This is a genomic window from Isoptericola jiangsuensis, assembly GCF_048320105.1.
Lineage (GTDB): Bacteria > Actinomycetota > Actinomycetes > Actinomycetales > Cellulomonadaceae > Isoptericola > Isoptericola jiangsuensis_A.
In genome coordinates this window covers 1,666,589-1,680,442 of record NZ_CP182942.1, presented here as the reverse complement: position 1 = coordinate 1,680,442, position 13,854 = coordinate 1,666,589, and the positions used below count along the sequence as shown (strand labels likewise).

General features: G+C 70.1%; 6 protein-coding genes. All 6 read left to right on the top strand.

Annotated features, from left to right (window positions below; genetic code table 11):
• Nucleotides 1–49 precede the first annotated feature (49 nt).
• The gene (locus ACNHYB_RS07915) at nucleotides 50–1,849 is read left to right on the top strand and encodes a S8 family serine peptidase (protein WP_418277881.1); all 1,800 of its coding nucleotides are present in this window, start codon (nucleotides 50–52) and stop codon (nucleotides 1,847–1,849) included.
• Nucleotides 1,850–1,857: 8 nt separating this feature from the next.
• Nucleotides 1,858–4,461: a CHAT domain-containing protein gene (locus ACNHYB_RS07910; protein ID WP_418277880.1), complete on the top strand. Its 2,604-nt coding sequence runs from the start codon at nucleotides 1,858–1,860 to the stop codon at nucleotides 4,459–4,461.
• Nucleotides 4,462–4,679: 218 nt separating this feature from the next.
• The gene (rplJ, locus tag ACNHYB_RS07905; RefSeq protein WP_418277879.1) at nucleotides 4,680–5,210 is read left to right on the top strand and encodes a 50S ribosomal protein L10; all 531 of its coding nucleotides are present in this window, start codon (nucleotides 4,680–4,682) and stop codon (nucleotides 5,208–5,210) included.
• A gap of 81 nt (nucleotides 5,211–5,291) precedes the next feature.
• The gene (gene rplL / locus ACNHYB_RS07900; RefSeq protein ID WP_418277878.1) at nucleotides 5,292–5,681 is read left to right on the top strand and encodes a 50S ribosomal protein L7/L12; all 390 of its coding nucleotides are present in this window, start codon (nucleotides 5,292–5,294) and stop codon (nucleotides 5,679–5,681) included.
• A gap of 471 nt (nucleotides 5,682–6,152) precedes the next feature.
• Complete coding sequence (gene rpoB, locus ACNHYB_RS07895; protein ID WP_418277877.1) at nucleotides 6,153–9,665, top strand: DNA-directed RNA polymerase subunit beta; 3,513 nt, start codon at nucleotides 6,153–6,155, stop codon at nucleotides 9,663–9,665.
• Between the two features lie 59 nt (nucleotides 9,666–9,724).
• Nucleotides 9,725–13,606: a DNA-directed RNA polymerase subunit beta' gene (locus tag ACNHYB_RS07890; RefSeq protein WP_418277876.1), complete on the top strand. Its 3,882-nt coding sequence runs from the start codon at nucleotides 9,725–9,727 to the stop codon at nucleotides 13,604–13,606.
• Nucleotides 13,607–13,854: the final 248 nt, after the last annotated feature.

Sequence of the window (13,854 nt, the reverse complement as noted above, 5' to 3'; positions counted from 1 at the left end):
CTGAGCAGCGGGCACGGGCACCGCCCTGACCGGAACCGAGGAGGAGCACGTGAGCGACCGACCTGATCCCGACTCTCCGGAGCGTCTGAGCAGACGGACCCGGGCGCTCGACCCCGTCACCGCGCGACGCAAGGGACAGCGGAGGTCTCCGCAACCGACCTGGTACGTGGGCGACCGCATCCAGATCCCCCTGGCACCGTCGGAGCTGAAGGGCGACAGGGCGCTGACGTGGCTCCAGGAGGCGGCCGCGGACCATGACCTCGAGGTGGAGATCGAGGCCGAGAGCACCGCGGACCAGCAGCTGCTCGCGCGGGCTCGTCTGCCCCGTGAGACCGTCGCCGAGCTGCGTCAGGTGTTCGGTACGTCGGTGCGGCTCCGCTACCGGCCGGAGGCCTCCGGCGAGCTCCCGGACTCCTGGAACCTCATCGACCACCTGGGCTCCCGGTTGTGCCCCCACGACGACTGCAGCCCCCGCATCGCGCTCGACCACATGGTCGTCCCGTCCCCGACCGTCGGCGGACAGCCGTACGTGCAGCCGTTCCCCTACACGCAGTCCCACCCGTACACCCAGTCGCACCCCTACACGCAGTCCCACCCGTACACCCAGTCGCACCCCTACACGCAGTCCCACCCGTACACCCAGTCCCACCCGTACACCCAGTCCCACCCCTACACGCAGTCCCACCCGGTGGCCGGCGCTCCCGAGTACGGCATGCTCGGGGCGGGCGGGCGTCAACCCGTCATGTGGACCGGACCGCGACCGCGTCGTGAGCTGCGAGGGTCCGCCAAGGACCTCTTCGTCACCGACGACGGCACGCGTCGTCCGGTGGTCGCGGTGCTCGACACCGGTGTCGGTGCGCACCCGTGGTTCGACGACGACGAGGCCGGTGACGTCGTCGTCCGTGACCCGCAGCTGCTGGGCGAGCCCCTGTCGGTCCTGGTCGAGCCGGAGTTCGACTACGAGCGCCCGGACGTCGGCGGGGTCTCGATCGCCCCGCTCGCCGGGCCCCTGGACCCCGTCGCCGGCCACGGGACCTTCATCGCCGGTCTCATCCACCAGCAGTGCGCGGACGCGGTCATCCTCGCCCCCGCCCTGTACGGAGGGTCCGGTGTGGTGGCGGAGCGCGACCTGCTCCGCACGCTGCGCCGGCTGCTGCTGTGGCACGTGCTGGGCCTGCACGGCCGCCGCGGGTATGCGCCGGTGGACGTCCTGGTGCTCTCCCTCGGGTACTACCACGAGGACCCTGACGACCAGGAGTTCGACGAGCCGTTGTCCGCCGTGCTGCGGGCGCTGCGCCGGTACGGCGTCGTGGTGGTCACGTCGTCGGGCAACGACGCCCAGACCCGCCCGAGCTACCCGGCGGCGTTCGCTCCCCGCATCGACCGCCGCGCCAGCCCTCCGGTGCCGCAGCGCGGTGTCGTGCTCGCGCTCCGTGAGCCTCCCGTCCTCACGGTCGGTGCCGAGAACCCCGACGGCACCGTCGCGCTCTTCAGCAACGACGGGCCGTGGGTGACCTGCACCCGCCCGGGTGCCTCGGTGGTGTCGACCATGCCGACGTCGATCGACGGGGCGATCGCGCCGTCGCGCTGGGTGACCCCCGTCTGGGGGGACCGTCCGCGGGCGACGATCGACCCGGAGGGCTTCCAGAGCGGGTTCGCCATCTGGAGCGGGACGTCGTTCGCCGCGCCCGTCCTCGCGGGCGAGATCGCCGCACGTCTCCAGGCGTCCGGGCCGCCGCCGGAGGTGAAGCTGACCGAGGGTGCCTCGAAAAGCCGGTGCATCTGGCTGTGGAAGGCGATTACTCTGGTCTCGGGCTTGCGCCCGACCGACGAGGGCGGACCAGCATGAGGTGACACGTGGCCAGCGATGCCCGGACAGTTCTGGCGAGGGCGACGGCGGCCACGGTGCGTGGCCGCTTCAGCCGCGGCGGCCAGCTGTTCCGCGCGACCATCGCTGCAGCGACGGCCGAGTCCGCGCCGGGCGCGCCCCCGGACGCCCACCTCATGTGCCGTTCCCACCTGGGGCTCGCGCTCTGCGGGTACGAGCTCACCGGTGACCTCCGGGCCGCGCTGGTCGCTCTGGACGAAGCCGCGACGTGGGCCGCGGCCGACCCTCGTACCGCGCTCAGCTTCGCGGTCTGCGGGCAGCGGGGCCTGCTCCATCTCCGCTCCGGTGACGTGGACTCCGCGATCGCGGCGTTCGAGGAGGCCGACGCCTTCGCGGCGGACGCGGAGGGTCACGACCGTGCCGTCATGCTCCTCAACCGAGGTTCGCTCCGCCTCGAACGGATGGAGATCGACGCGGCGACGACGGACCTCGAGTCCTGCGTCGAGCTCGCCACCGCGGCCCAGGACGACCTGGTCGCGTCGAAGGCGCAGCACAACCTGGGCTACGCGCACTTCCTGCGCGGTGATCTCCCGCGGGCGCTGCGGGAGATGGACGAGTCCGCCAGGCGAGCGGCCGACCGGCCCGCCGCCGTCGGCCTGCTCGACAAGGCCCAGGTGCTCATCGAGGCAGGTCTGATCACCGAGGCCGAGATCAGGCTGGCGCAGGCCCGGTCGCTCCTGCAGCGTCACCGGTCGTTGCGCGATCTCGCGGAGGTCGACCTGGCGCGCACACGCTGCCTCGTCGACCTGCAGCGGCCTGCCGAGGCGCGGCTGATCGCGCGCCGGACGGCACGCCGCTCGAGGGCGCTGGGGACCGAGACCTTGACGGCGCGCGCCGAGCTCGCCGAGCTGACGGCGCTCGTGCACATCGACCGGGCCGAGGGCGTCTCCCCGAGAGTGGCCAGGGCCCGGGCGGCAGCGGCCGTCGAGCTGGCGGGGTCGAGCTGCTGGCGTCCGGCGGACCCGGAGCCGACGACGGCGCGCCTCCTCGGCGCGGAGTGGGCCATCATGGCGGGCGACCGAGCCTGGTACGAGACCCTTCTGCAGGGACTGCCCCGGCGCACCAGGGCGTCGGTCGCGGATCGGGTCCATCGTGCGGCGGTCACGGCGCAGGCAGCGTTCGAGGACGGCGACCGGCGGGCAGGTCTGCGTGCCGTGCGACGGGGCCACGCGGTGCTCGCCGAGCACCGGGCCCGGCTGGGATCGGTGGACGCGGTGGCGTCGGCGGCGATCCACGGTGCGCGGCTCGGCGTCGTGGACGTGCAGGCGGCGCTCTCGACCGGCAGGCCCGCGGCCGTGTTCGACGCGGTCGAGCGAGGACGTGCTGCGTTCGCCGGCGCGGCCCGCGTGCGCCCCCCGCAGGACGAGGAGCTCGCCGACCTCCTGGTGCGGGCCCGACGCACCGCGGAGGTCGCGCGAGAGCTCCGGGCAGCCGGGGAGTCGTCCGCGACCCGTCTGGCCGTGGAGGTCAGGAGCCTGCAGGAGCAGGCTCGGCAGCGGTCGTGGCAGCTCCGTGGCTCGACCGGCGAGCTCGTCCCGCGAGCCGCGACGACGAGGTCGGTCACGGCGGCCCTGGCCTCCGAGGCGCCCGGTGCGGCAGTGGTCTCGTTCCTGCTCACCGAGTGCGTGACGGCGGTACGGGTGGATGCACGAGGCGCCCGGCTGGTGGAGCTCTGCCCGCTGCCCGAGGTGACCGAGCTGTCGCGCCGTGTCGGGCACGATCTCGAGGTGCTGGCGAACCGGCTGATCCCGGCGTCGATGCGTCAGGTCGCCGCGGCCTCCGCCCGTCGGGCTCTCGGCCGCCTGGACGACGTCCTCCTCGCGCCGTTGGAAGTGGACGGTCCGCTCTACGTGGCCGCGCGCGACGGGTTGCTCTCGTTGCCGTGGTCCTCCATGCCGTCCCGTGCGGGCCGTGCGACCAGGGTCCACTCGTGGGTCGACCTGCGCGAAACGTCGCCTCCCCCGAACGGCAGGGGAGTGCTCGTGGTCGGTGGACCGGACGTGGAGTCCGCCGAGCAGGAGGCCGGCGTCGTCGCGGCGGAGTGGGACGACGCCCTCCTCCTGACCGGCGCCGACGCGACGTGTGCCGCGACGGTGGCCGCGCTGTCGAGCGCGTCGGTCGTCCATGTCGCCGCGCACGGCGTCCACGTCCCCGACAACCCGCTCTTCTCCTTCGTGCGGCTGTGCGACGGTCCGCTGTTCGCCCACGAGCTCGACGGCATCGACCTCGCCGGTGTGGTCGTCGTGCTCTCGGCGTGCGAGGTGGGGCGCGCCGAGACGCGGGTCGGTGGCGAGCCGCTCGGGCTGAAGAGCGTCCTGCTGCGACTGGGTGCCCGGGCCGTGATCGCCTCCGTGGCGCCGCTGCGCGACGACGTGGCCGCGCGGGTGATGCCGCGCCTGCACGCGGCGCTGGCCGCCGGCGTGCCGCCCTCCACGGCGCTGGCGTCCGCGGTCGCCCCGGAGCCCGAGCCGGTTCCCCTGGTGTGCTTCGGCGCGTTCGGCACCTCGACCGGCGGGGGTGACGTGCCGCACAGGGGCCCCGGGCGGCTTGAGGTGGCCGACGAGATGACGTAGTCTTCCCGGGTAACCCCAGACCGCCGGTCGTCCGACGCTGCCCGGAGCTCCGCTCCGAACGGCTGAAGACCGAAGTCCCGCTCACGAGCGGAGTCCAGCGCAGGTGACACTGACGAAGATCGCGCAGCACTCCTGCGTCGTCCGAGCCCCGTGCGCCTGCGCCGGGGCTCTTTTTCATGGGCAGGACGACCGGTGGCTCCACCATCGGAAGGATTGCCATGGCGAGGCCGGACAAGGCAGCCGCCGTCGCGGAGATCTCGGACAAGCTCCGAAACTCCACCGCGGCCGTGCTGACCGAGTACCGCGGGCTCACCGTCACGCAGCTCCAGGAGCTGCGGCGGTCGCTGCGCGGCAACGCATCCTACGCCGTGGTGAAGAACACGCTGACCACCATCGCCGCCAAGGAGGCGGGTGTCGAGGGTCTCGACGCCGAGCTCCAGGGACCCACGGCGATCGCGTTCGTGACCGGTGACCCGGTCGAGGCCGCGAAGGGTCTGCGTGACTTTGCCAAGGCGAACCCCGCGCTGGTCATCAAGGGCGGTGTCCTCGAGGGGAACGCCCTGACCGCCGCGGAGATCACCAAGCTCGCGGACCTCGAGTCCCGCGAGGTCCTGCTGGCCAAGGTCGCCGGCGCGCTGAAGGCGAAGCAGTCCCAGGCTGTCTACGCGTTCACCGCCAAGGGTGCCCAGGTCGCCCGAGTCATCGATGCCCTGCGTCAGAAGCAGGAATCGGCAGGCGCAGCCGCCTGATCAGGCGGTCGCGCTGAATCACAACCCCTGCTTCTGGCGGGCCGTCCGGCCCGCGAAGCGCTGAACGAAAGGAACGCCACCATGGCGAAGCTCAGCACCGACGAGCTCCTGTCTGCCTTCGAGGAGCTGACCCTCATCGAGCTCTCCGAGTTCGTGAAGGCCTTCGAGGAGAAGTTCGACGTCTCCGCCGCCGCCCCGGTCGCCGTGGCCGCCGCGGCCCCCGCCGGCGGTGCCGGCGACGCCGCCGCCGAGGAGGAGAAGGACGAGTTCGACGTCATCCTCACGGCTGCCGGCGACAAGAAGATCGGCGTCATCAAGGAGGTGCGCGCGCTCACGTCCCTCGGCCTGAAGGAGGCCAAGGACCTGGTCGACGGCGCCCCGAAGCCGGTTCTCGAGGGTGTCAACAAGGAGGCCGCGGAGAAGGCCAAGGAGGCCCTCGAGGCCGCCGGCGCCTCCGTCGAGCTCAAGTGATCCCTGCGGCCTAGGCCGCATCTCATCGGCCGTGGCAGCACGGACCGGATGGACGAAGGCCCGCACCCTCCCCAGGGTGCGGGCCTTCGTCGGATCTACGGGGACCGGCCGTGGCGACCGTCGCGGTGTGACCAAACCCGCCCGCGTCCGGCTGGCGGGGGAGCTGTGCGGCGGGTAACGTTGGCAGGTACCGTTTCTTGGGCGGCATATGGCGGCCACCGAGACAACGTCCTCAGAACCCATGAAGCCCGAGGACGTCTGCTCGCGCGCCCACGCGGGTGGACACGTCCAACGGTTTCGGCTACGTTAGCGCTTTGCGCTCGACTGTGCCCCGACGCCGCTCCCGCCGACCGAACCCCCGCCCCGCGTCACCCCTGTGTGACTTCTGGACCGGGTGCTCGCCCTGCGAACCGGCGCCTGCCGCACGACTGAGCGTACAGCGTGCCATCGAACTGCAGGGAAGGACCCCTCTTGGCTGCCTCGCGCACCCCTTCTGCACCGTCCGCCGACGCTATCGCGAACCGTACCGCCTCCCGCCGCGTCTCCTTCGCTCGGATCTACGAGCCCCTCCAGGCCCCCGACCTCCTCGGTCTGCAGACCGAGAGCTTCGACTGGCTCCTGGGCAACGAGGCCTGGCAGGCCCGGGTCGAGGCCGCGATCGAGGCCGGTCGCCACGACGTCCCGGAGTCCTCCGGCCTCGAGGAGATCTTCGAGGAGATCTCCCCGATCGAGGACTTCGGTCAGTCGATGTCCCTCTCCTTCTCCAACCACCGCTTCGAGCCGGCCAAGTACACGGTCGACGAGTGCAAGGAGAAGGACTTCACCTACGCCGCGCCGCTCTTCGTCACCGCGGAGTTCGTGAACTACACCACCGGTGAGATCAAGAGCCAGACGGTCTTCATGGGCGACTTCCCGCTCATGACCGACCGCGGCACCTTCGTCATCAACGGCACCGAGCGCGTCGTCGTCTCGCAGCTCGTGCGTTCCCCGGGCGTGTACTTCGAGCGCACCCCGGACAAGACGAGCGACAAGGACGTCTTCTCCGCGAAGATCATCCCGTCGCGCGGTGCGTGGCTGGAGTTCGAGATCGACAAGCGCGACGCCGTCGGCGTGCGCGTCGACCGCAAGCGCAAGCAGCCCGTCACGGTCCTGCTCAAGGCGCTCGGGATGACCGAGGCCGAGATCCGTGAGGAGTTCGCCGAGCTCCCCGCCGTCCTCGACACGCTCGAGAAGGACCACGTCCACACCCAGGACGAGGCGCTGGTCGACCTGTACCGCAAGATCCGTCCGGGCGAGCCGCCCACGGTCGAGGCGGGTCGTGCGCTGGTCGAGAACTTCTACTTCAACCCCAAGCGCTACGACCTGGCGAAGGTGGGTCGCTACAAGCTGAACAAGAAGCTGGGCGTCAGCGCCGAGCTGAGCGACTCCACGCTGGCCGTGACCGACGTCGTCGCGACGATCAAGTACCTCGCCGCGCTGCACGCCGACATGGAGACCCTCGAGGGCACCCGCGACGGCGAGCCGGTGGAGGTGCGCGTCGAGACCGACGACATCGACCACTTCGGCAACCGCCGCATCCGCGCCGTCGGTGAGCTCATCCAGAACCAGGTGCGCACCGGTCTGTCCCGCATGGAGCGCGTCGTGCGCGAGCGCATGACGACGCAGGACGTCGAGGCGATCACGCCGCAGACGCTGATCAACATCCGCCCGGTGGTGGCGTCGATCCGCGAGTTCTTCGGCACCTCGCAGCTCTCGCAGTTCATGGACCAGAACAACCCGCTGGCCGGCCTGACGCACAAGCGTCGTCTGTCCGCGCTCGGCCCGGGTGGTCTGTCCCGCGACCGCGCCGGCATGGAGGTCCGTGACGTCCACCCGTCGCACTACGGCCGCATGTGCCCCATCGAGACGCCGGAAGGCCCGAACATCGGTCTGATCGGTTCGCTCGCCTCCTTCGGTCGGATCAACGCGTTCGGATTCATCGAGACGCCGTACCGCAAGGTCGTGGCCGGTCGGGTCACCGACGAGGTCGTCTACCTCACCGCCGACGACGAGGACCGCGAGGTCATCGCGCAGGCGAACACCGAGCTCGGTGCGGACGGCACGTTCCTGTCCGACCGCGTCCTGGTCCGCACCAAGGGTGGCGAGACGGACGACGTCCCGGCGTCCGAGGTCGACTACATGGACGTCTCGCCGCGCCAGATGGTGTCGGTCGCGACCGCGCTGATCCCGTTCCTCGAGCACGACGACGCGAACCGTGCGCTCATGGGCGCCAACATGCAGCGTCAGGCCGTGCCGCTGGTGCGTTCCGAGGCGCCGCTGGTCGGAACCGGCATGGAGCGTCGTGCCGCCGTCGACGCCGGTGACGTCATCGTCGCGGCGAAGCCCGGCGTGGTCACGCAGGTCTCCGCCGACCTCATCACCATCGCGAACGACGACGCGACGACGACCACCCACCGGGTGGCGAAGTTCCGCCGGTCGAACCAGGGCACGAGCTACAACCAGCGCGTGCTGGTCGACGCCGGCCAGCGGGTCGAGGTCGGCTCCGTGCTGGCCGACGGTCCCGCGACGGACGAGGGCGACCTCGCGCTCGGCCGCAACCTGCTCGTGGCGTTCATGTCGTGGGAGGGCCACAACTACGAGGACGCGATCATCCTGTCGCAGCGCCTCGTGGAGGACGACGTCCTGTCCTCGATCCACATCGAGGAGCACGAGGTCGACGCGCGCGACACGAAGCTCGGGCCCGAGGAGATCACGCGGGACATCCCGAACGTCTCCGAGGAGGTCCTGGCGGACCTCGACGAGCGCGGTGTCATCCGCATCGGTGCCGAGGTCGGGGCGGGCGACGTCCTGGTCGGCAAGGTCACCCCGAAGGGCGAGACCGAGCTGACCCCGGAGGAGCGCCTGCTGCGCGCCATCTTCGGCGAGAAGGCCCGCGAGGTGCGCGACACCTCGCTCAAGGTGCCGCACGGCGAGTCCGGCACGGTCATCGGTGTGCGCGAGTTCAACCGCGAGGACGGCGACGAGCTGCCCGCCGGCGTGAACCAGCTGGTGCGCGTCTACATCGCCAACCGTCGCAAGATCACCGTCGGTGACAAGCTCGCCGGTCGTCACGGCAACAAGGGCGTCATCTCGAAGATCCTGCCGCAGGAGGACATGCCGTTCCTCTCCGACGGCACGCCCGTGGACATCGTGCTCAACCCGCTGGGTGTGCCGGGTCGTATGAACGTCGGTCAGGTCCTCGAGACGCACCTCGGCTGGGTCGCCAGCCGTGGCTGGGACGTGGAGCTGGCCGAGGGTGACGACCTGTCGTGGCGGGACAAGCTGCCGGAGCACGCCAAGAGCTCCGAGCCGGGTGTCCCGGTCGCGACGCCGGTCTTCGACGGCCTGGAGGAGGACGCCCTGCGCGGCCTCATCTCGACCACGCTGCCCAACCGTGACGGCGACCGCATGGTCGGCCTGGACGGCAAGGCGCCGCTGTTCGACGGTCGCTCCGGCGAGCCGTTCCCGGACCCGGTCGCGGTCGGCTACATGTACATCCTCAAGCTCCACCACCTGGTCGACGACAAGATCCACGCCCGCTCGACCGGTCCGTACTCGATGATCACGCAGCAGCCGCTGGGTGGTAAGGCGCAGTTCGGTGGACAGCGTTTCGGCGAGATGGAGGTGTGGGCCCTGGAGGCGTACGGCGCCGCCTACACCCTGCAGGAGCTGCTCACCATCAAGTCGGACGACATCCCCGGCCGCGTCAAGGTGTACGAGGCGATCGTCAAGGGCGAGAACATCCCCGACTCGGGCATCCCGGAGTCCTTCAAGGTCCTCCTCAAGGAGATGCAGTCGCTCTGCCTGAACGTCGAGGTGCTCTCGAGCGACGGCGTGCAGATCGAGATGAAGGAGTCGGACGACGAGGTCTACCGCGCCGCGGAGGAGCTCGGCATCGACCTGTCCCGCCGTCCCAACTCGGCGACCACGGTCGACGAGATCTGATCCAGCGACCAGCTGAACACCACGGATATTCCGCAAGTGCTTTGAGGAAGTAGGACATCTTGCTCGACGTCAACGTCTTCGACGAGCTTCGCATCGGCCTGGCCACGGCCGACGACATCCGCGCCTGGTCGCACGGAGAGGTCAAGAAGCCCGAGACCATCAACTACCGCACGCTCAAGCCGGAGAAGGACGGGCTCTTCTGCGAGAAGATCTTCGGTCCGACCCGGGACTGGGAGTGCTACTGCGGCAAGTACAAGCGGGTGCGCTTCAAGGGCATCATCTGCGAGCGCTGCGGTGTCGAGGTGACCCGTTCGAAGGTGCGTCGTGAGCGCATGGGTCACATCGAGCTCGCGGCCCCGGTCACGCACATCTGGTTCTTCAAGGGTGTGCCGTCCCGCCTGGGCTACCTGCTCGACCTCGCCCCGAAGGACCTGGAGAAGGTCATCTACTTCGCGGCCTACATGATCACGTGGGTCGACGACGAGGCCCGCACCGAGGACCTCCCCAACCTCCAGAACGAGATCGACCTGGAGAAGAAGGAGATCACCGACCGCCGCGACAACGACATCAACGCTCGTGCCACGCGGCTCGAGGCCGACCTGGCCGAGCTCGAGGCCGAGGGTGCCAAGGCCGACGCGCGCCGCAAGGTCCGCGACTCGGCCGAGCGCGAGATGGCCCAGCTGCGCAAGCGTTCCGACGCCGAGCTGGACCGCCTGGACCAGGTCTGGGACCGCTTCAAGAACCTGAAGGTCGCTGACCTGGAGGGTGACGAGCTGCTCTACCGTCAGCTCGTCGACCGCTTCGGCACGTACTTCGAGGGCTCGATGGGCGCGAACGCGATCCAGAAGCGTCTGGAGAGCTTCGACCTGGACGCCGAGGCGGAGTCGCTGCGCGAGACCATCCGGTCCGGCAAGGGCCAGCGCAAGACCCGTGCCCTCAAGCGGCTCAAGGTCGTCAACGCGTTCCTGACGACGACGAACTCGCCGTCGGCGATGGTGCTCAACGCCGTCCCGGTCATCCCGCCGGACCTGCGCCCGATGGTGCAGCTCGACGGTGGCCGGTTCGCGACGTCGGACCTCAACGACCTCTACCGTCGTGTGATCAACCGCAACAACCGTCTCAAGCGTCTGCTCGACCTGGGCGCGCCGGAGATCATCGTCAACAACGAGAAGCGGATGCTCCAGGAGGCCGTGGACTCGCTGTTCGACAACGGTCGTCGCGGACGTCCGGTGACCGGCCCGGGCAACCGCCCGCTGAAGTCGATCTCCGACATGCTCAAGGGCAAGCAGGGCCGGTTCCGTCAGAACCTGCTCGGCAAGCGCGTGGACTACTCGGGCCGTTCGGTCATCGTGGTGGGTCCGCAGCTCAAGCTGCACCAGTGCGGCCTGCCCAAGCAGATGGCGCTGGAGCTGTTCAAGCCGTTCGTCATGAAGCGGCTCGTGGAGCTCAACCACGCGCAGAACATCAAGTCGGCCAAGCGCATGGTCGAGCGCACCCGTGCCGTGGTGTGGGACGTGCTCGAAGAGGTCATCACCGAGCACCCCGTGCTGCTCAACCGTGCACCGACGCTGCACCGTCTGGGCATCCAGGCGTTCGAGCCGCAGCTCGTGGAGGGCAAGGCCATCCACCTGCACCCGCTCGTGTGCGGTGCGTTCAACGCGGACTTCGACGGCGACCAGATGGCGGTCCACCTGCCGCTGTCCGCCGAGGCGCAGGCCGAGGCCCGCATCCTGATGCTGTCGAGCAACAACATCCTCAAGCCGTCGGACGGTCGTCCGGTGACCATGCCCTCCCAGGACATGATCATCGGCCTGCACCACCTGACGGCCGGTCGTCCGGGCGCTCTGGGCGAGGGTCGCGTCTTCGCGTCGCAGGCCGAGGCCATCATGGCGTTCGACCGCGGTGCGCTCGACATCAACGCGACCATCAAGCTCCGTGTGGACGACCTCGTCCCGCCGGTGCGCGGCTTCGAGGCCCCCGAGGGCTGGGAGCCGGGCGAGTCGCTGCTGTTCGAGACGACGCTGGGTCGCACGATCTTCAACGAGGCGCTCCCGCTGGACTACCCGTTCCAGAACTGGGTGGTCGGCAAGAAGGAGCTCTCGGCGATCGTCAACGACCTCGCGGAGCGTTACCCGAAGGTCGACGTCGCCACGTCGCTGGACGCGCTCAAGGACGCCGGCTACCGCTGGGCGACCCGCTCGGGCGTGACCATCTCGATCACCGACGTCGCGATGCCGGTGGCGAAGAACGAGATCCTCGACGAGCACGAGGCGCGTGCGCTGAAGGTCCAGGGCCAGTACGAGAAGGGTCTGATCACCGACGACGAGCGCCGTCAGGAGCTCATCGAGATCTGGACCCAGGCCACGGACCGCATCGCCGCCGTCATGCGCGAGAACCTCGAGAGCGACGAGCGCAACACGCTGTACCGCATGGTGTCCTCGGGCGCCCGAGGTAACTGGATGCAGGTTCGTCAGATCGCCGGTATGCGCGGTCTCGTGGCGAACCCGAAGGGCGAGATCATCCCGCGCCCGATCAAGTCCAACTACCGCGAGGGCCTGTCCGTCCTCGAGTACTTCATCGCCTCGCACGGTGCCCGCAAGGGTCTGGCGGACACGGCGCTGCGTACCGCGGACTCGGGCTACCTGACCCGTCGTCTCGTGGACGTGTCGCAGGACGTCATCATCCGCGAGGAGGACTGCGGCACGCTGCGCGGTCTGCCGCTGCCGGTCGCCGAGCGCATCGGCGACCAGCTCGTGCCGGACGCCCGCGTGGAGACGTCGATCTACTCGCGGACGTTCGCCACGGACGTCGTGGCGGAGGACGGCACGGTCATCGCCGAGGCGGGCTCCGACGCCGGTGACGTCATCATCAACGAGGTCATCGCCGCGGGGATCGAGGAGGTCAGGGTCCGTTCGGTCCTGACCTGCGAGTCGCGGGTCGGCACGTGCGCGAAGTGCTACGGCCGTTCGCTCGCGACGGGCAAGCTCGTCGACATCGGCGAGGCCGTCGGCATCATCGCGGCACAGTCGATCGGTGAGCCCGGCACCCAGCTGACGATGCGGACCTTCCACACCGGTGGTGTGGCGTCCGCGGAGGACATCACGCAGGGTCTGCCGCGCGTCACCGAGCTCTTCGAGGCCCGCACCCCCAAGGGTGAGGCCCCTATCGCGGAGTACACGGGAACCGTCGCGATCGAGGACACGGAGCGTACGCGCCACCTCGTCCTCACCCCGGACGACGGCGGCGAGGAGCTGCGCTACCCGGTCACCAAGCGTGCCCGGCTGCTCATCGCCGACGGCGACCACGTGACGGTCGGCACCCAGCTCGTCCAGGGTGCCGTCGACCCGAAGAAGGTGCTGCGCATCCTCGGCCCGCGTGCTGCCCAGAAGCAGCTCGTGGACTCGGTGCAGGAGACCTACCGGTCGCAGGGCGTGGACATCCACGACAAGCACATCGAGGTCATCGTGCGCCAGATGCTGCGTCGCGTGACCGTGCTCGACGCCGGTGACGCGGACCTGCTGCCGGGTGAGCTCGCGGAGCGCACCCGCTTCGAGGACGCCAACCGCAAGACGGTGGCGGAGGGTGGCCAGCCGGCCGCCGGCCGTCCCGAGCTGATGGGTATCACCAAGGCGTCGCTCGCGACCGACTCGTGGCTCTCGGCCGCCTCCTTCCAGGAGACGACCCGCGTGCTGACCGAGGCGGCGATGAGCGGTCGTCGTGACCCGCTGCTCGGCCTCAAGGAGAACGTCATCATCGGTAAGCTCATCCCGGCCGGTACCGGCCTGGCGCGCTACCGGAACATCGACGTGGAGCCGACGGAGCAGGCCAAGGCGGAGCTCTACCCGAGCTTCGGCTACGACGAGATCGACTTCCCGACGCTCGGCATGGGCTCGGGCGAGGCGATCCCGCTGGAGGACCTGGACTTCGGCGACTTCCGCTGATCCATCGTTGGTGCGGCGCGGGGGGACCCGCCGTCGTACCGGTCGCGTTCACGCGCCCCCGGGGCGCACCCTGGGGGAACGCGCACGACCGGTACGACGGCGGGTCCCCCCGCGTCGTCGTCCCCCGCGTCCGCGCGACGCGTGCCGTGTGCCCGGCGGACGGGGGGTGCGGAGGCAGGGGGGCGACGGACGTCACAGAGCCGGCCTCCCGTCCACCTTTGACCCTGCTTGGTTCCGCGGGTAATATA

Bases quoted from the DNA above. Each gene is read 5' to 3' on its own strand.
- rplL (WP_418277878.1), top strand. From the start codon at position 5,292: ATGGCGAAGCTCAGCACCGACGAGCTCCTGTCTGCCTTCGAGGAGCTG.
- rplJ (WP_418277879.1), top strand. From the start codon at position 4,680: ATGGCGAGGCCGGACAAGGCAGCCGCCGTCGCGGAGATCTCGGACAAG.